Source organism: Kitasatospora sp. NPDC059327, from assembly GCF_042752535.1.
Classification (GTDB): domain Bacteria; phylum Actinomycetota; class Actinomycetes; order Streptomycetales; family Streptomycetaceae; genus Kitasatospora.
The window spans coordinates 29,554-47,700 of sequence record NZ_JBHYYB010000069.1 but is presented as its reverse complement, the minus strand read 5'-3'; the positions used below and the strand labels follow the sequence as shown (position 1 = coordinate 47,700).

At 75.2% G+C, this 18,147-nt stretch carries 15 protein-coding genes and 1 pseudogene; 11 read left to right on the top strand and 5 right to left on the bottom strand.

Features of this window, described 5'->3' with window-relative positions; all coding sequences use genetic code 11:
- The 9 genes and pseudogenes from ACFXHB_RS31840 to ACFXHB_RS31800 all read left to right on the top strand — a co-directional run.
- Nucleotides 1–755 (top strand): annotated as a pseudogene (locus ACFXHB_RS31840) (DNA polymerase III subunit gamma and tau); the annotation flags it as partial.
- A 263-nt stretch (nucleotides 756–1,018) separates the two neighbouring features.
- A complete protein-coding gene (locus ACFXHB_RS31835) occupies nucleotides 1,019–1,360 on the top strand; it encodes a YbaB/EbfC family nucleoid-associated protein (RefSeq protein ID WP_329488611.1) in 342 nt (113 codons plus the stop codon).
- Nucleotides 1,361–1,547: 187 nt separating this feature from the next.
- A complete protein-coding gene (gene recR / locus ACFXHB_RS31830; RefSeq protein ID WP_380578153.1) occupies nucleotides 1,548–2,147 on the top strand; it encodes a recombination mediator RecR in 600 nt (199 codons plus the stop codon).
- Nucleotides 2,140–2,850, top strand: coding sequence for a DUF5063 domain-containing protein (locus tag ACFXHB_RS31825; protein WP_380578152.1), 711 nt, complete (start codon nucleotides 2,140–2,142; stop codon nucleotides 2,848–2,850). The genes recR and ACFXHB_RS31825 overlap by 8 nt, the downstream gene beginning before the upstream one ends.
- A gap of 391 nt (nucleotides 2,851–3,241) precedes the next feature.
- Nucleotides 3,242–4,522: an aspartate kinase gene (locus tag ACFXHB_RS31820; protein WP_380578151.1), complete on the top strand. Its 1,281-nt coding sequence runs from the start codon at nucleotides 3,242–3,244 to the stop codon at nucleotides 4,520–4,522.
- A complete protein-coding gene (locus ACFXHB_RS31815; protein WP_380578150.1) occupies nucleotides 4,519–5,571 on the top strand; it encodes an aspartate-semialdehyde dehydrogenase in 1,053 nt (350 codons plus the stop codon). The genes ACFXHB_RS31820 and ACFXHB_RS31815 overlap by 4 nt, the downstream gene beginning before the upstream one ends.
- A gap of 363 nt (nucleotides 5,572–5,934) precedes the next feature.
- On the top strand, nucleotides 5,935–6,468 hold the full coding sequence (locus ACFXHB_RS31810) for a SigE family RNA polymerase sigma factor (RefSeq protein ID WP_380578149.1): 534 nt from the start codon (nucleotides 5,935–5,937) through the stop codon (nucleotides 6,466–6,468).
- Nucleotides 6,461–7,783 (top strand): hypothetical protein, encoded by a 1,323-nt coding sequence (locus tag ACFXHB_RS31805; RefSeq protein ID WP_380578148.1) that lies wholly within the window; start codon nucleotides 6,461–6,463, stop codon nucleotides 7,781–7,783. Before ACFXHB_RS31810 ends, ACFXHB_RS31805 begins: the two co-directional genes overlap by 8 nt.
- Before the next feature lie 162 nt (nucleotides 7,784–7,945).
- Entirely contained in the window at nucleotides 7,946–8,737 is a 792-nt protein-coding gene (locus ACFXHB_RS31800) for an SURF1 family protein (RefSeq protein ID WP_380578147.1), read from the top strand.
- Between the two features lie 22 nt (nucleotides 8,738–8,759).
- Here ACFXHB_RS31800 and ACFXHB_RS31795 read toward each other — a convergent pair whose 3' ends face one another.
- From ACFXHB_RS31795 to ACFXHB_RS31780, 4 genes are all read right to left on the bottom strand, one after another.
- The gene (locus ACFXHB_RS31795; protein WP_380578146.1) at nucleotides 8,760–9,383 is read right to left on the bottom strand and encodes a hypothetical protein; all 624 of its coding nucleotides are present in this window, start codon (nucleotides 9,381–9,383) and stop codon (nucleotides 8,760–8,762) included.
- Nucleotides 9,380–11,257: a S9 family peptidase gene (locus tag ACFXHB_RS31790; protein ID WP_380578144.1), complete on the bottom strand. Its 1,878-nt coding sequence runs from the start codon at nucleotides 11,255–11,257 to the stop codon at nucleotides 9,380–9,382. The genes ACFXHB_RS31795 and ACFXHB_RS31790 overlap by 4 nt, the downstream gene beginning before the upstream one ends.
- An 83-nt stretch (nucleotides 11,258–11,340) precedes the next feature.
- On the bottom strand, nucleotides 11,341–12,747 hold the full coding sequence (locus ACFXHB_RS31785) for an MFS transporter (protein ID WP_380578142.1): 1,407 nt from the start codon (nucleotides 12,745–12,747) through the stop codon (nucleotides 11,341–11,343).
- A gap of 134 nt (nucleotides 12,748–12,881) precedes the next feature.
- Nucleotides 12,882–13,259: a nuclear transport factor 2 family protein gene (locus ACFXHB_RS31780; protein WP_380578140.1), complete on the bottom strand. Its 378-nt coding sequence runs from the start codon at nucleotides 13,257–13,259 to the stop codon at nucleotides 12,882–12,884.
- Between the two features lie 155 nt (nucleotides 13,260–13,414).
- Here ACFXHB_RS31780 and ACFXHB_RS31775 point away from each other — a divergent pair, with 155 nt between their 5' ends.
- A complete protein-coding gene (locus ACFXHB_RS31775; protein ID WP_380578139.1) occupies nucleotides 13,415–16,285 on the top strand; it encodes an AAA family ATPase in 2,871 nt (956 codons plus the stop codon).
- A gap of 165 nt (nucleotides 16,286–16,450) precedes the next feature.
- Nucleotides 16,451–16,816 carry a MerR family transcriptional regulator gene (locus ACFXHB_RS31770; protein WP_380578138.1) on the top strand — a complete coding sequence of 122 codons (366 nt, stop codon included), beginning with the start codon at nucleotides 16,451–16,453 and terminating at the stop codon, nucleotides 16,814–16,816.
- 98 nt (nucleotides 16,817–16,914) lie between these two features.
- Here the strand turns inward: ACFXHB_RS31770 and ACFXHB_RS31765 are convergent, their stop codons facing one another.
- Nucleotides 16,915–18,063 carry an IS701 family transposase gene (locus ACFXHB_RS31765; RefSeq protein ID WP_380578137.1) on the bottom strand — a complete coding sequence of 383 codons (1,149 nt, stop codon included), beginning with the start codon at nucleotides 18,061–18,063 and terminating at the stop codon, nucleotides 16,915–16,917.
- Nucleotides 18,064–18,147: the final 84 nt, after the last annotated feature.

Here is an 18,147-nt window from a genome sequence, read left to right as displayed (position 1 = left end):
AGCCCGTGCAGCAGGCGCCCGCGCCCGTCCAGGCGGCCCCGGTCGCCGCTCCGGCCCCGGCTCCGGCCGCTTCGCCGGCCGCCGCGCCCGGTGGCGGGCAGCCGTCGGGCGCCGCGCAGCAGGGCGCCGGGCAGGTCCGGCAGATGTGGCCGCAGATCCTGGAGGCGGTGAAGAACCGCCGCCGCTTCACCTGGATCCTGCTCAGCCAGAACGGTCAGGTGGCCGGGTTCGACGGCAGCGTGCTGCAGGTCTCGTTCATCAACGCGGGTGCGCGGGACAGCTTCGTCAGCAGCAACAGCGACGACGTGCTGCGCCAGGCGCTGGCGGACGCGCTCGGCGTGGACTGGCGGATCGAGTGCATCGTCGACCCCTCCGGCGGCTCCGGCGGCACGGGGGGCGGCACCGCCGGCGGCAGCAGCCCCAGCGGATCCGGCGTCTCCACCGGCGGGTGGGGTGCGCCACCGGCGCGTCCGGCGGCGTCCGCGCCTCCGGTCCAGGCCGTTGCGCCCGCGTCCGTACCGGCGCCCGCGCCGATGGCCGCGCCCCCGGTGATGCCTGCCGCGCCGGTGCCCCCGCCGGTGCAGGCCCAGCCGGCGGCGCCGGCCGCGCGACCGGCGCCGTCGGTCGCGCTGGAGGACGACATCCCGGAGGAGGACGATCCGGAGCTCAAGGAGGAGACGTTCTCCGGCCAGGAGTTGATCATCCGCGAGCTGGGCGCGACGGTGCTGGAGGAGATCCGGCACGGCGGCAACTGACCGACGGACGACCGACGGACGACCGGCGGACGGGTCCCCACGCCTCCGGGCACCCGCCCGCCCGTGGCCCGGCGCCCGCCCGTGGCCCGGCACCCGCCCGGCTCCGGTGGCACGTAGGCTCGGTACGACGACGACGCGGCGACGCACGCGACGCCCGGGGCCGAGCACGGCCGGCGGCGCGCACGGAGCACGCGGACCAGCACGAACGCACGTACCGACGCACGAGTCGAAGCACGACGGACGCAGAACGCAAGGAGTGAGCCGTGTTCCCCGGTGGTGGCCAGCCCAACATGCAGCAGCTGCTCAAGCAGGCGCAGAAGATGCAGCAGGACCTCGCCCAGGCCCAGCAGGAGCTGGCCGAGACGAAGGTGAACGGTTCGGCGGGCGGTGGCCTGGTCGAGGCCACCGTGACCGGTGCCGGTGAGCTGGTGGCGCTGGCCATCGCCCCGGCCGCCGTCGATCCGGAGGACACCGAGACCCTGGCCGACCTGATCCTCGCGGCCGTCCGGGACGCGAACCAGGCGGCGCAGAAGCTGCAGGCCGAGCGGATGGGTCCGCTGACCCAGGGCCTGGGCGGCGGCGGCATCCCCGGCCTGCCGTTCTGACCTGGTCGGATCTCCGGATCGGGATGGAAAGTCCGAAGTCATGAAGGTCTGAAGTTCGGACAACCGACCTGTGTGATTTATGCGGGAGTAGGGCGTCGGGCGGTGTGCCCGGCGCCCGATTCGTTGGATGATGGCACCGGGACTCCGGGAAACCGGTGCACCACAGACCCCTGAGGGAAGGCGCGACGTGTACGAGGGCGTGGTTCAGGACCTGATCGACGAACTGGGCAGGCTGCCCGGCGTCGGGCCCAAGAGCGCGCAGCGGATCGCCTTCCACATCCTGCAGGCCGACCCGACCGACGTCCGCCGGCTGGCGCACGCGCTGCTGGAGGTCAAGGACAAGGTCCGGTTCTGCGCCGTCTGCGGCAATGTCGCGGAGGCCGAGTGGTGCCGGGTCTGTCTCGACCAGCGCCGCGACCTCACGGTGATCTGTGTGGTCGAGGAGCCCAAGGACGTCGTCGCGATCGAGCGCACCCGCGAGTTCCGCGGCCGGTACCACGTGCTGGGCGGCGCGATCAGCCCGATCGAGGGCGTCGGCCCGGACGATCTGCGGATCCGCGAGCTGCTGGCACGCCTCGCGGACGGCACGGTCACCGAGCTGATCCTGGCCACCGACCCCAACCTGGAGGGGGAGGCGACCGCCACCTATCTGGCCCGGCTCTGCAAGCCGATGGGCCTGAAGGTGACCCGCCTGGCGAGCGGTCTGCCCGTCGGCGGGGATCTGGAGTACGCGGACGAGGTCACCCTCGGTCGCGCCTTCGAAGGGAGACGACTGCTCGATGTCTGACCGGACGATCAACCAGCAGCCCCACACGCCCCACCAGGCAGGCCCGCAGCAGGACCGGCCCGCCCCGCACACCCACGCGCACGGCTCGGAGCCGGACGACTTCGCGGTGCAGATCGCGGACTCGGTGGCGAGCTTCGTGCTCGCCGTCACCGAGGTCGCCAAGGGTGACGAGCCCGGCAGCGCCGTCTCGCTGCTCCTCCTGGAGGTCTCGCAGCTGCTGTTGGCCGGCGGCCGGCTCGGCGCGATCGAGGACGTCCTCCCCGAGGACCGCTTCGAGCCCGACACCGGGCCGGAGCCGGACAGCGAGCAGCTGCGCGAGCGACTGGCCGAGCTGCTCGCGCCGATCGACGTCTACCACGAGGTCTTCGACCCGTACGGGCCGCCGGAGAAGCCGAACGCCTTCCGGATCTCGGACGACCTGGCCGGCGTGGTCAGCGAGCTCCAGCACGGCCTCACCCACTACCGCGAGGGCCGGGTCAGCGAGGCGCTCTGGTGGTGGCAGTTCTCGTACCTCTCCAACTGGGGCACGACCTGCTCGGCGGTGCTCCGGGCGCTGCAGTCGCTGATCGCCCACGTCCGGCTGGACAGCCCGATCGGGGCGGTGCCGGACGGTGCGGACACCGACGACGACGGGCTCACCGACGAGCAGCTGGAGCAGCAGGCCGGCGACCTGATGGCGGCCGAGCTGGGCCTGGGCCGCTAGCGCGATCGCGGGCCTGGGCCGCCGGCGCGGTCGCGGGCCTGGGCCGCCGGCGCGGTCGCCGGGTCGGCGGCGCCGGACGCCGCCGGGCGCGGGTGCCCCGGAGGGCGGGAGCGGACTGTGACGGACGCCTCAGGGATTTCGGCGGAAGAGAAAACCCCGGGGTCCCCGTCCGTTCGTCCGCCGATTCTCCGGGGCCGCGCCGGATACCCCGCAGACCTGCCCGTGGCGGGCCGCGAACCGCCGCCCACCTGCTGAAACAGGTGTCTCATCATATGGAAAGCGCAGGTCGCGGCACCCCCGCTCGGTAGACTGGCGCGGACCGCACAACCCCCGCCACCCGGGGGTGCGGGGGCCCAGCGCCCCCGGAAACGACACAAGTCGAGGAGCGCACGTGGGCCTTGTCGTGCAGAAGTACGGCGGCTCATCCGTTGCGGATGCCGAGGGCATCAAGCGCGTGGCCCGTCGAATCGTCGACACCAAGAAGGCCGGCCATGAGGTCGTCGTCGTGGTGTCCGCGATGGGCGACACGACGGACGAGCTCATCGAACTCGCGGAGCAGGTGTCACCCATCCCTGCCGGCCGTGAGTTCGACATGCTGCTGACCGCTGGAGAGCGCATCTCCATGGCCCTGCTGGCCATGGCGATCAAATCCCTGGGTCACGAGGCCCAGTCCTTCACGGGCAGCCAGGCCGGTGTCATCACCGACTCCGTCCACAACAAGGCGCGCATCATCGACGTGACGCCGGGCCGCATCCGCACCGCCCTGGACGAGGGCAACATCGCGATCGTGGCCGGTTTCCAGGGCGTCTCGCAGTCCAGCAAGGACATCACCACGCTCGGCCGCGGCGGCTCGGACACCACCGCCGTCGCCCTCGCGGCGGCCCTCAAGGCCGAGGTCTGCGAGATCTACACCGACGTGGACGGTGTCTTCACCGCCGACCCGCGCGTGGTGAAGAAGGCCCGCAAGATCGACTGGATCGCGTACGAGGACATGCTGGAGCTGGCCTCGTCCGGCTCCAAGGTGCTCCTCGACCGCTGCGTGGAGTACGCGCGGCGCTACAACATCCCGATTCACGTACGCTCGTCCTTCTCGGGCCTTCCCGGGACCATCGTCAGCAACGACAACCCGAACCAGCCCGAAGGGGGCGAGATGGAGCAGGCCATCATCTCCGGAGTCGCCCACGACACGTCCGAGGCCAAGGTCACGGTCGTCGGCGTGCCGGACAAGCCGGGCGAGGCGGCGCGGATCTTCCGCGCGATCGCCGACGCCGAGGTCAACATCGACATGGTGGTGCAGAACGTCTCCGCCGCGTCGACGGGCCTGACCGACATCTCCTTCACCCTGCCGAAGACCGAGGGCCAGAAGGCCATCGACGCGCTCGGCCGGGTCAAGGAGGGCATCGGCTACGAGTCGCTGCGCTACGACGACGCGATCGGCAAGATCTCCCTGGTCGGTGCGGGCATGCGCTCCAACCCGGGGGTCACCGCGACCTTCTTCGAGGCGCTCTCCGAGGCCGGCGTCAACATCGAGCTGATCTCCACCTCGGAGATCCGGATCTCGGTGGTCACCCGGGCCGACGACGTCAACGAGGCCGTGCGCGCCGTCCACCGGGCCTTCGGCCTGGACAGCGAGTCGGACGAGGCGGTCGTCTACGGAGGCACCGGGCGATGACCCGGCGGCCGAACCTCGCCGTCGTCGGCGCCACCGGCGCGGTCGGCGAGGTGCTGCTCGGCCTGCTCTCCCTCCGTCAGGACATCTGGGGCGAGGTGCGCCTCGTCGCCTCCCCGCGCTCGGCCGGCCGCAAGCTGACCGTGCGCGGGGAGCCCGTCGAGGTGCACCCGCTCGCCGAGGAGGCCTTCGACGGGATCGACGTCGCGCTGTTCGACGTGCCCGACCAGGTCTCCGCCCGGTGGGCGCCGATCGCGGCGGCCAAGGGCGTCGTGGTGGTCGACAACTCCGGTGCGTTCCGGATGGCCGAGGACGTCCCGCTGGTCGTTCCCGAGGTCAACGCGGCGGCGGCCCGGATGCGTCCGCGCGGCATCGTGGCCGGACCCAACTGCTCCACCCTGGCGATGATCGCCGCGATCGGCGCGCTGCACGCCGAGTACGGGCTCAGCGAACTGGTGGTCGCCTCCTACCAGGCGGCCTCCGGCGAGGGCCGCGCCGGTGTGGACGCGCTGCGTTCGCAGGTCGCGCTGGTTGCCGGCACCGAGGTCGGCGAGCAGACCGGCGACCTGCGCGCGGTGATCGCCGACAACGGCCCGTTCGCCGCCCCGCTGGCGCTCAACGCGGTGCCGTGGGCGGGCGCGCTGATGGACGGCGGCTGGTCGTCCGAGGAGCTCAAGCTCCGCGACGAGTCGCGCAAGATCCTGGGCCTGCCGGCCCTGCGGGTGTCCGCGACCTGCGTCCGCATCCCGGTGGTGCGCACCCACGCGCTGGCCGTGCACGCGGTCTTCGAGCGTGAGGTCACCCAGGAGCACGCCCAGCAGATCCTCCGGGACGCCCCCGGCGTGGTGCTCTACGACGACCCGGCGGCCGGGGAGTTCCCCACCCCGAACGACGTGGTCGGCACGGACCCGGTCTGGGTCGGGCGGGTGCGCCGGGCACTGGACGATCCGACTGCGCTGGACCTGTTCCTCTGCGGCGACAACCTGCGCAAGGGCGCGGCGCTCAACGCCGTGCAGATCGCCGAGCTGGTGGCGGGCGAACTGCCCGTCTGAGGCACCGTCGGCCGGTGAGAGGCCCGGCGGGCCCGGGGGCCGGGGGTTCGGACCCGCCCGCGGTGGCCACCGGTGTCCCGTGTGGACCGTGAGAACGGTACGAACGGTGAGACGTCGTGAGATTCCGTGCGCCTTCTGCGGTCCTTCGGGGCCCACTTGCCCAATCCGCTCGAATCCCCTGGAGCGGTCCACCACCCGTACGGGAGAATGTTCCGCGGGCTGGGGCAACCATGACAGGGGATCGAGTGTCCAACGGGCGTGGCGAACGTGATGGTGGGGGTAGGGGCGGGCATCTCGGCACCGGCCGCGGTGACGTTCTCGCCGCGCGCCCAGCGGCCTGCGGATAGGTCGGAAGACAGCCAGATGACGGCGGTCGCACCCGGCGCGGCGGACTCCGGCGCCGGTACCAGCGAGGATCTGCTCACCGAGACCTACCAGGCCCACTACCGCTCCCTGTTGCGGTTGGCGGCGCTGCTCCTCGACGACCTCTCGACCTGTGAGGACGTGGTCCAGGAGGCGTTCATCCGGGTGCACTCGGCCCGCCGCCGGGTGCGCGAGCCGGAGAAGACCCTGGCCTACCTGCGGCAGACGGTGGTCAACCTGTCCCGCTCCACGCTGCGCCGGCGGATCCTCGGCCTGCGGCTGCTGCCGAAGCCGATGCCTGACATGGCCAGTGCAGAAGAAGGAGCCTACGATGCGCTGGAGCGCGACCAGTTGAAGGCCGCGCTGCGGGGTCTGCAACGCCGTCAGCGGGAGGTTCTGGTGCTCCGTTACTTCGTGGACATGACGGAGGCGCAGGTCGCGGAGACGCTGGGGATCTCGCTCGGCTCGGTGAAGGCGTACGGCTCGCGGGGGATCGCGGCGCTGCGGGTCCAGATGGAGGCCGGGCATGGCTGACGACCGGGCACGTGGCGGCGGACCGAACGCGGGCGGACCGAAAGCGAGTTGGCCGAGCGCGGGCGGATCGAACGCGGGCGGGCCGGACGCCGCCGGCGCCGACGGGCCGGACATCGACGAACAACTGGTCCGGGTCCTGCTGCAGCGCGCCGTGGCCGAGGTGCGGCCCGACCCCGGCGGACTGCACCGGATCCGCCGTGCGGTGCCCCGGCGGCGGGCCGCCCGGCGCGGTGCCTGGACGGGTGCCGCCGCCCTGGCCGTGGCGGTGGCGATCGCCCTGCCGACCCTGCACGACAACGACCACCTCGGACTCTCCGGCGGCCCCGGCACGCCCGGCGCGCAGGGTGGCTCGCCCTCGGTCACCGCTGCGGGCAGCCCGTCCGGCAGCGCGGCCGTGGACCCGAACTGGCCGCCGCACCCCGGCGCGAGCGGGACCACCGGCAGCGGCAGCCCGTCCGGGTCGGCGAGCGCCACACCCCGTCCGGAGGCCGGCAGCGCCAGCACGGGCGGAGGGGCGCCCGTCCCGGCCGCCGCGTCCAGCACCGGCGGCGGCTCCGGCGCACCCGCGCCGCTCTGCCTCCGGGGCGACCTCGGGCACGGGGCGGCCAAGGTCGGCGCGGCCGACGGCGACGGGCGGATCTACGGGTACTTCACGCTCGTCAACGTCTCGGCGCGCACCTGCCGGCTCGGCGGTCCGGGCTCCGTGGCCGTCACCGGGGCCACCGGGACGGACACCGCGCGGATCCGGGTGACCGACCACACGGCGGGCGATCCGGCGACCGAGCTGCCCGCCCCGCGCCCGGCCGACGTGGACGGCCCCGGCCTGCTGCTCGCGCCGCAGGCCGCGTACCGGGTGGACTTCGGCTGGGTGCCGGACGCCGGCTGCCGGGCCCCGAGCGGCGCCCCGCCCAGCGCGACGACCGACCGGAGCGGTTCGGGCGCCGTCGGTTCGGGCACCGCCCTGGCGGGGCAGCCCGGCGGACCGGGTGGGGCGGCCACGGCCGGAGCGCCGGGAGCCGTCGGTCCGGCGGGCGGTGCCTCGGGGGCGCCGACCGCGGCGCCCCCGGCGTCCGCCACGCCGACGACGGACCCGACCTCGGCGCCGAGCCCCTCGGCCACGCCGACCGCCGGGCCCAGCGCGCCGCCGGCCACCGTCACGCTCACGCACACCCCGGCTCCGGGCAGCCCGGCCGCCGCCTCCGCCGTCCTGCCGGGTGCCTGCTCCGGCACCGTCTACCGGACGGCTCCGCAGCCCGTCGCGGGGCCGTCCGCGCCCGCGACCCCGGTGCCGTCCGGCTCCCCGTCGGCCGACTGAACCCGCCGCGGCGGGGACCCGGTCCGGTCGTGCGCCCTGCGGCCGCCAGCGCGGGCGGCCCGGCACTCGGCGCACTCGGCCCGGCCCGGTACCCGGCCCGAGGAGGCGTGGCGGGGGCCCCTGTGGTCGGGAGAGGTGTGAGGAGTGGTTACCGTGGGGGGTGTGTACCGGTTCCTCCTCACTCCGCGCTGGCTGAGCGGCACCGCGCTGGCCGTCGCGGCCGTGGCGGTGTGCGTCTGGCTCGGCACCTGGCAGCTCGGCCGGTTCGAGGACAAGGTCTCCTCGCACCAGGAGATCAGCAGGTCGATGGACGACGCCGGAGCGGTCGCGCCGCTCGGCGAACTGCTCGGCCCCGACCGTCCGCAGGTCACCACCGACACCGTCGGCCGGGCCGTGACGGTCTCCGGGACCTTCGACCAGCAGCACCAGCTGCTCGTCCCCAACCGGGTGTTGGACGGCAAGCAGGGCTACTACGTGCTCACCCCGCTGCGCACCGACGACGGCCGTACCGTCGCCGTCGTCCGCGGCTGGGCACCGGGCACGCCCGCCGAGGGCGCGTCCGCCGCGGCGCTGCCGCCGGCCGGTGAGGTCACGGTGGCCGGGCGGTTGCAGGCCGGCGAGAGCAGCGGCAGCGGCGGCGCCGTGGCCGGCGGGCTCCCGGCCGGACAGCTCGGCACGATCAACACGGCCTCGCTCGTCAACAAGCTGTCCTACGACGGCTGGTACGACGGCTGGGTGTCCGCGGACACCGTGCCGGCCGGGCTGACCCAGGTGCCGACCGTGCAGCCGCAGGGCGGCAACGGCCTCACCCTGCGCGCGTTCCAGAACCTCGGGTACACCCTGGAGTGGTTCGTCTTCGGCGGCTTCGTCGTCTTCATGTGGTTCCGCCTGGTGCGCCGCGAGGCGGAGGCCGAGCAGGACCGGGCCCTCGGGCTGGACCCGGTCCTGGAGTAGTTCCGCGGAAGCCCGCGGGGGATCAGCGGGTCGGTTTCACCGACGGGACGCCCGGCTTGGACGGCGGCACGGGCGCCGTCGGCACCACCGGAGTCGACGGCGCGACGGCTGTCGGCGACGGGTGGGGCGTACCGGACGGGGAGGACGACGAGGACGACGGGGAGGGCGTCGGAGGCGGCTCGGTGCACCGGCTGCTGCCGTTCCCGCTCCCGTTCCCGCTCCCGCTGTCGTCGTCCGAGTCGTAGGTGTCGGTGTGGTGGCGCGGGCCGCGGCTGCCCTTGGAGCCCTTCGACCCCTTGGAGGAGGACGACTTGGACCGGGCGAGCACGACCGTCCCGTCACCGGCCTCCCCGAACCCCCCGGCCTCCCCGAACTCCCCGGCGCCCGGGAGACCGGCCGGACTCCCGGGCGCCGGGGCGCCCGCCGTCCCGGCGGCCCGGAAGACCGCCCGGACGGCCGGGCTCCCCGTCGCGGTGCCGGCGCCCGCCGGCGGGCTCGCGGTGCCCGTCGTCGGCGTCGGCGTCGGCTGCGTGGACGGCGACAGTGGCGGCGGGCAGGCCGCGTCGTCGCTGTCCTGACCCGAGCAGCCGGTGAGCACGAGCGCTCCGGCCACCCCCACCCCCAGGACGGTCAGCAGCCGTCTCACCCGGTCCCCCCGTCGCCCTGGTCCGCCCCGACCGTCCGCGCCTGCCCGTCGCCCAGGTGCCGCCGGACGAAGTCGATCTCCAGCCGCAGCTGCTTGATCCGCTCCTCCACCACCAGGGAGCCGTGCCCGGCGTCGTACCGGTAGACCTCGTGCGGCGTGCCCAGCCGCTCCAGCCGCTCCACGTAGTTCTCGATCTGCCGGATCGGGCAGCGCGGGTCGTTCACCCCGGCGCTGATGTAGACCGGGACCCGCACCTGCTCGACGTAGGTCAGCGGGGAGGAGGCGGTCCAGCGTTCCGGCACCTCCGTGGGCGTGCCGCCGAACAGCGTGCGGTCCAGCGACTTCAGCGCCTCCATCTCGTCGTCGTACGCCGTCAGGTAGTCGGCGACCGGGACGGCGGCGACGCCGAGGGTCCAGGACCCCGGCTGCACGCCGAGGCCGAGCAGGGTGAGGTAGCCGCCCCAGGAGCCGCCGGTGAGCACCAGCCGCTCCGGGTCGGCGAGTCCGCTCTCCACCGCCCAGGCGCGGACGGCGGCGATGTCCTCCAGCTCGATCAGCCCGACCCGCTCGCGCAGCGCGTCCGTCCAGGCCTGGCCGTAGCCGGTGGAGCCGCGGTAGTTGACCCGGACCACCGCGAAGCCGTGGTCCAGCCAGGCGGCCGGCCCGGCGGCGAAGGAGTCGCTGTCGTGGTGGGTCGGCCCGCCGTGGATGTCGAAGACGGTCGGGAACGGGCCCTCCCCGGCCGGGCGCTGGACCAGCGCGTGCACCCGGCCGCCGGGGCCGTCCACCCAGACGTCCTCGACCGGCAGCGAGCCCGGCGGCACCGCGCCGGGCGCCCGCAGGACCACGGTGCCGGCGGTGGAGCGGACGGCGGACGGCTCGGCGGCGGAGGACCAGAGGAACTCCACCGTGCCGTCCGGGCGGGCGGTCGCGCCGCCGACGGTGCCGCGCGGGGTCTCCAGCCGGGTCAGCACCCCGGTGTCGAGGTCGTACGAGAACAGCTCGCTGCGTGCCTCGTACTCGTGCTCGACCAGCAGGGCGCGGGCGCCGGGACGCCACTGGGCGGAGACGTCGCCGGGCAGCTCGCGGCCCTGCTCGTCGCGCAGCTCCAGCGCGGTCTCGGCCCCGGTGGCCACGTCCCAGATCATCGGCTCCCAGCGGCCGGTGCGCTGGTGGGCGACCAGCAGCCGGGTGTCGCCGTCGACCGGCGCGAAACCGAGGCAGGCGACACCGCGCGGCTCGGCGCGGCCGGTGACCTCGTCCAGCTCGGCGACGGTCCCGCCGTCGGAGAGCCGGACGATCCTGATCGCCGAGTGCATCGCGTCGCCGTGCTCGGTGTGGTCGACGGCCAGCAGGGCGCTGTCGTAGCTGAGGTCGCCGACGCCGCCGTACTCCTCGTGCCGGTAGATCTCCTGCGCCTCCGCCGCGCCGGGGCGACGCAGGTGCAGGGTGGTGCCGTGCTCGTCGGTGGAGCGGCCGACCACCACCGTGCCGTCCCGGCCGAGGGCCAGGCCCGCCGAGTAGGAGGCGGCCAGGCCGGGCACGGCCTCCTCGTCGGGGCCCCCGGGACCGTCCGGGCGGCCCCCGAACGGCTGGCGGCGCCAGATCCCGAACTCGTCGCCGTCGTTGTCGTCGAACCACCAGACCCACGCGCCGTCGGGCGACAGCTCGGCGTCGGTGGTGCCGTTCGGCCGGTCGGTGACCTGCCGGTGGGTGTCGCCGGCCCGGTCCCAGGCGTACACCTCGTAGGTACCGGTGGCGTTGGACACGTAAAGCGCCCGGTCGGGGGCGTCCTCCGCCCAGTCCGGAAGCGAAACCCGGGCCGCCCTGAACCGCTGCTCCCACGCCGGAACGGCGCTCTTCTCCTCGCTCATCCACCCATCCAACCCGATCGGGGGGAGAGAACGGAACGGGCGGGCGGACCGTGACCGGCCCACCCGCCCCGCCCCACCCGCGCTCAGACCGTCCGGCGGGGCAGCAGCCGCACCAGAGCCACCAGCAGCAACTCCAGTACCGCCAGCACGCCCACGCTGCGCCCGAAGGCGGTGGCCGGGTCGCCGGCGCCGAAGTGGACGATGCCGATCAGCGCGATCCCGAGCGCCCCGGCCACCTGCTGGACGGTGGCCAGCAGCCCCGCCGCCGAACCGGCCAGCCGGGGCTCGACCGAGGCCAGCACGACGGTGGTCACCGGGGCGATCACCAGACCCATCCCGAGTCCGTCCACGAACAGGCCCGGGGCCAGCCACCAGACGCTGCCGGTCGTCCCGCCGGCGTGGACGGCCAGGCCGAGCAGGCCCAGCCCGGCGGCCATCAGCAGCCCGCCGAGCGCGATCACCCGGCGCCCGAGCCGGGCGGCGAAGCGGTGCGCCGCGGTGGAGGTGAGCAGGTAGCCGACACCGATCGCGGTGAAGACCAGGCCGGCGCCGAGCGCGTCCAGGCCACGGCCCTGCTGCAGGTGCAGGGCGAGTACCAGGAAGAACGAAGCCTGGCCGAGCCAGAACACGAGTTGGGCGAGCAGACCGGCGGCGAAGGCCCCGTTCCGGAAGAGCCCGGTGTCGACCAGCGGCGAACCGGGGTGCCGGTGCTGGTGGACGGCGAAGCCGGCGAGCAGGACGACCGCGCCCCCCAGACAGAGCCAGGTCCAGAGCGGCCAGCCCGCCGCACGACCCTGGATCAGCGGCAGCACCAGGCCGGTCAGCCCGACGGTGACCAGCAGGACGCCCACCGGGTCCAGACCGGGACGGTGCGGGGCGCGGGACTCCGGCAGGCAGCGGCGGACGAGCGCGAGGGCGGCCAGGCCGATCGGCAGGTTGAGCAGGAAGCAGCTGCGCCAGTCCAGGCCGAAGAGGTCCGCGCGGATCAGCGCGCCGCCGATCAGCTGGCCGAACACCGCCCCCACGCCCATCGTCAGCCCGTACATCGCGAACGCCCGGGCCAGCGCGGCGCCGCTGAACGCCGTCCGCAGGATGGCCAGCACCTGCGGGCCCATCAGTGCCGCCGCCAGACCCTGCGCGATCCGCGCGCCGACCAGGGCGGCGGCCGTCGGGGCCAGGCCGCAGCCGGCCGAGGCGAGGGTGAACAGGGCGAGGCCGAGGGCGAACACCCGGCGCCGTCCGTACCGGTCGCCCAGCCGGCCGGCGGTGATCAGCCCGGCGGCCAGCGCCAGGCCGAAGCCGGCGATCACCCACTGCACGGCGGCCGGGCCGGCCCCCAGATCGGCCTGGACGGAGGGGACGGCGACATTGACCACGAAGACGTCGAGGGCGGTCATGAAGGTGGCGGTCAGGACGACCGGGAGCAGACCCCGGGCGGAGGGTGCCGGGGCCTTCGCCGGGACCGGGCGGGCGTGCAGGGCGGTGCTCATCTCGGGCTCTCCTCGGCGGAGTGGGGCGGGAGCGGCGGGGGGCGGGGTGGTTCGGGGAGCGGCGGGGGCGGGGAGCGGCGGCCGCAGGAGGGGCGGGCAGGTCCGCCCGCCCTCCTCCGCCCCGGGGCGGCGGTTCAGGCGCCCGGGACACGGTCCAGGAAGCCGTACACCGAGGCGATCCGGCCGTCCGGGCCGGCCACCAGCACGTCGAACCCGACCACCAGGGGCTCCCCGCCGGCCGGCCCGAGGTGCCAGGTGAACCGGGCGATGTCGTGGTGCGCGTCGACCGGGCCGAGGGTGAACTCCAGGCCGGGGAACTGCGCCTGGGCCGCGCCGATCAGCGCGTCGACGCCGTCCCGGCCGGTGACGGCGGCCAGCGGGTCGGTGTAGCCGGCGTCCTCGGCCCACACCTCGTCGACCAGCGCGCGCCGGGCGGCCGGGTCGGCCTCGTTCCAGACGGCGAGGTAGCGCTCGGCGAGCTGCTGGAGGTCGAGCCGCTGAAGACCGGTCATCGTCTTCTCCCTTGTCCTGCTGGGTGGTTCGGCGGGGCGTTCCCGCTGCTCATGAAGGTACGGAGGGCGCGCGGGCGGCGAATCTGTCACGGATGGGTAGGGCATCGGTCGGCGCCGCGGAAGCCGTGGGTAGCTCGCGCCAGTAGGGTCGGCGTATGGGGGAGCTCTACGGGCGGGAACAGGAGCAGGCCGTCATCGACGCGCTGCTCGACGGTGCGAAGGGCGGCCGCAGCGGGGTGTTGGTGCTGCGCGGCGAGCCCGGGATCGGCAAGACGGCGCTGCTGGAGTACGCGGTGGCGGCGGCCGGCGGCGCGTTCCGGGTCATCCGGGCGACCGGCGTCGAGTACGAGGCCGAACTGCCGTTCGCCGGGCTCAGTCTGCTGCTCGCGCCCGGCCTGGACCGGCTGGCCGCGCTGCCCGGTCCGCAACGGCGCTCCCTGGAGGGCGCGTTCGGGCTGGCAGAGACCACCCCGACCGCCGGACCGAGCGGCGACCGGCTGCTCGCGGGGCTCGCCACCCTCGGCCTGCTCGCCGAACTCGCCGCCGATCAGCCCCTGTTGTGCGTCGTGGACGATGTGCAGTGGCTGGACCGGGCCTCGCTGGACGCGCTGCTGCTCGCCGCCCGCCGGCTCCAGGCGGAGGGCGTCGCCCTGCTGCTCGCCACCCGGGAGGCGGGCGCCGGCGCCGGTGACGGCCCGCCGTCGACCGGTCTGCTCCAACTCCGGCTGCCCGAGATCCGGTTGGCCGGGCTCGCCGAGCCGGCCGCCGCCCGGCTGCTCGACGCCCGGGCCCCCGCGGCCCTGACCGGCGCGGTCCGCCGCCGACTGCTCGCCGAGTCCGCCGGCAACCCGCTGGCGCTCACCGAACTGCCCCTCTCGGTCGCCGGACCGGTCGCCGGATCAGCCGTCGGCCACTCGGGCACCGGCCAGTCGGGCATCGGGGAGTCGGGCACCGGGGAGTCGGCCGCCGCCCCCGGCGTGCTGCCGCTCACCAGCCGTCTGCAGATCGCCTTCCACGGCCAGGTCACCGGGTTGCCCCCGGCCACCCAGAACCTGCTGCTGGTCGCCGCCGCCGAGGAGAACGGCGACCTCGACGTCGTGCTGGCGGCGGCCGCCGCGTTCGGGGCGACCGCCGAGCACCTCGCCCCCGCCGAGGCGGCGGGCCTGGTCACCCTGACCGCCGACCGCCGGCTCGCGTTCCGGCACCCACTGCTGCGCGCCGCGATCCTGCACCGCGCACCGCTGCAACACCGGCTGACGGCGCATCGGGCGATCGGCGGGGCGCTGGAGGAGGGCGACCGCCGGACCTGGCACCTGGCCCTCGCCGCCACCGCGCCCGACGCCGACCTCGCCGACGCCCTGGAACGCGCCGCCGTCCGCGCCGGGACCAGGGGCGCCCACGGTGGCGCCGCCGCCGCGTACGAGCGCGCCGCCCGGCTCACCCCCGACCGCGACGGCGCCACCCGGCGGCTGGTGCTGGCGGCCGAAGCGGCCACCGAGGAGGGTAAGTTGGCGCAGGCCGAGGCGCTCGCCGAGCGGGCCGGGGCACGGACGGACAGCGTCTTCGCGCACGCCCTGCTCGACCAGGTGCGGGCCACCGCGCAGTTCTGGCGCGGCTCCTACCCGGCGGCCTACCGCCTGCTGCTGGACGCGGCCGCCACCGACATCGAGCCGCCGCACGCCGCCCGGATGCTGCTGCAGGCCTTCCACGCGGCCTGGTACGCCGGCGAGGAGCCGGTGATCACCGTGCTCGACCGGCTCGCCGCGCTCCCGCTGGCCGAGGGGGATCCGCTCACCCCGCTCGCCCGTCACCTGTCGGCCGCCGTCCTGCCCGCCCTTGGCGGCCCCGCCGCGCCGCTGCCCGCCGCCCGCGACACCGCGGCGGCGGCCCGCCGGGCGGGCGCCGAGACGCCGAGCGACCTGGTCCAGCTCTGCGGGGTGACGCTGGTGCTCGGCCGGGACGCCGAAACGGTCGACCTCGCCGCCGAACTCGTCGCCGAGGCCCGGTCCAAGGGGACCGTCGGGGTCCTGCCGACCCTGCAGTTCTTCCTCGCCGAGGCGGAACTCTTCCACGGCCGGCACCGCGACGCCGAGGTCACCGCCACCGAGGCGCTGGCGCTGGCCCGGGACACCGGACAGCACCAGTGGGTCAGCCAACTCAGCGCCCTGCTCGGGCTCCTGGCCGCACTGCGCGGCGCGGACCAGGAGTGCGCCGAGCTCACCGCGACCGCGCGGACGGCGACGGCCCTCACCGGCGGCGGCCCCGGCGCGGGTGCGGGGACCGGGACGGGTACTGCCGCGCCCGCGCCCGGCGAGCCCTGGGCGCAGTGGGCGCTCGCCCTGCTCGACCTCGGCCGGGGCCGCGCCGCCGACGCCGCCGAGCGCCTCCAGGCGCTCACCACCGGCCCCTACCGGCACCACGTCGCCGCCACCCGCGCCGTCCCCGACCTGGTCGAGGCCGTCGTGCGGCTCGGCGATCCCGGACGCGCCGACGCTCCGTACGAGCGCTTCGCCCGCTGGGCCGATGCCGCCGCCGTGCCGTGGGCCGAGGCGCTGCGGCTGCGCTGTCAGGCCCTGCTCGGGCCGGACGAACTCGCCGAGTCCGCCTACCGCGCGGCCCTGGACCTGCACGACGGCACCCACCGCCCCTTCGAACAGGCCCGCACCGCGCTGCTCCACGGCGAGTGGCTGCGCCGTGAACGCCGCCGTACCGACGCCCGCCCGTACCTGCGCGCGGCCCTGGAGACGTTCGAACTGCTCGCCGCCCACCCCTGGGCCGATCGCGCGCGTACCGAGCTCACCGCCACCGGGGCCGGCGCCCCGCCCCGCGCCGCCGCCCCCGAGGGGCCGCTGGCGGCCCTCACTCCGCAGGAGCTGCAGATCGCCCGGCTGGCCGCGCGGGGGCTCACCAACCGCGACATCGCGGCCCAGCTCTTCCTCAGCCCACGCACGGTCGGCCACCACCTCTACAAGGCCTACCCCAAGCTCGGGATCACCGCCCGCACGGACCTCCCGGGCCTGTTCTGACCGCGTCCGCCGCCTGCCGTCCGGAGTCTCCGACGTTGCGTCAGATCGACTGCCGGGAACCGGTTCCGGCCGATCCGGCCGGGTGCGATCCGCCGATCGGCCGGGCCCCGTCACGTTACAATCGCCCCAGCTGTGCGAGGCGTCGGCGCGCGTTCGGAGGGTCGCATGCGGATCGGTGAGCTGTCGGCGCAGACCGGGGTCAGCGTGCGCCTGCTGCGGTACTACGAGGAGCAGGGGCTGCTGGAGAGCCGCCGGCGCGAGGGCGGTCACCGCCGCTACGGCGCCGAGGCGGCGGTGGTGGTACGCCGGATCCGGGCCCTGCTGGGGGCGGGGCTCTCGACCAGCGCCATCCGCGATGTGCTGCCCTGTGTGAGCGGCGAGGACACCGTGGACTCGTGCGTGCTGGAGGTGCTCGAACGCCGGTTGGCGGTGCTGGACCGGCAGCTGCTGGTCCTCGGGGCGAGCCGGGCCGCACTGGCGGGCATGGTCGCGGCGGCGCGGGAGGCGGAGTCCTCGGCGCTGGTGGCGTAGCGCGCTCCGGCGCGGCGGGCCCGCCCCGCTCCGGCCGCGGTCCGGCCCCGCGCTGTCGCTGCGGGGCCGGACCGGGGCGGTTCAAGTGGAGGCGCGGGTCAGGCGGAGGTGCGGAAGACCTCCCGCGAGGGCATCCCGGTCAGGTCCGGCCGGTCGTGGCCGAGCGCGTAGGCGGCCGAGACCATCGTCATGTGGTGGTGCCAGCCGAGGTAGGAGCGGCCGGAGAAGTCCAGCAGGCCGAAGTCGGCGCCGAGCCGGTCCACGGCGTCCCGGGTGGTCGTCACGGTGCCGAGCAGCGCGAGGACGGCGGGAGCGTCGTCGGTGAGGTTGGTCAGCCAGTACCGCCGGGGCCTGCCGTCGCGGACGTCCTGCACCCAGAGCCGGTGGACGGGCGCGCCCTGGGCGCCGGGCGTCAGGACGGGGACGCAGCGCAGCGTCGGCTGCGGGCCGCCGGGCGTGCGCGGACGCTGGCGCGGGAACAGCGTCTCGACCGCCACCGCGTCCTGCTGGATCCGGCCGAAGCGCCCGGTGGTCGCCTGGAGGACGGGGCGGACGGCCTGGTGGGGCCGGGCCTCCAGCAGGTACGGGACGCCCCGGCGGGCGAGGGCGGACATCAGCGGCGGCAACTCGTCGACCACGGTGAGGTCCGCGACCAGCGGGGCGACCGGGAGGTGGGCGGCCAGCCGGTCGACCATGTCGAGCACCGTCCGGTCCGCCGGGCGCGGGGTGACGGAGTCCGGGATCCGGGCGCGGGCGCGCCGGCCCTGGTCCTCCGTCCAGTCGGCGTCGAGCAGCAGTGACCAGTCCACCGGTACGGCGTGCCGGTCGGTGGCGATGAACATCCCGGCCGCCGCCTGGCACTTGATGGTGCGGCCGAACTCCGGGACGAAGCGGCGGTGGACGCCGACCGCCTGGTCGCCCCGCTTGGGGATCACCGCCAGGGTGGCGGTCCAGGCGCGCACCGGCCGAGCGCCGGTGCTGGTGAGCCGGGCCAGGGCGCGGCGGGCCGGCCGCCAGTCCCAGGGGCTGCCGTTGATGAACTGCTGCAGCGAGAGCGCGGCCGTCCGGCTGGTGGTGAGGCTGGTGGCCATGTTCGACAGTGACTTGCGGCCCGGTGCGGTGAGCAGGCCGCGCAGATAGGCGTGGGCCCAGCGGCGTTGGTCTATCCGGGGCAGGTGGGCGAAGACCTGCTCGGCGAACCGGGAGACCGTTGCTTCGCCGGCCGGCGGCAGGTGTTGCGCGTCCATGTGAGCTCCCCGGGATCGTGAGGTGCCGTGCGATGCCGTCCCGGGAAGAATAGCGAACGATCGCTTTGTTTTGGACTTCGGGTA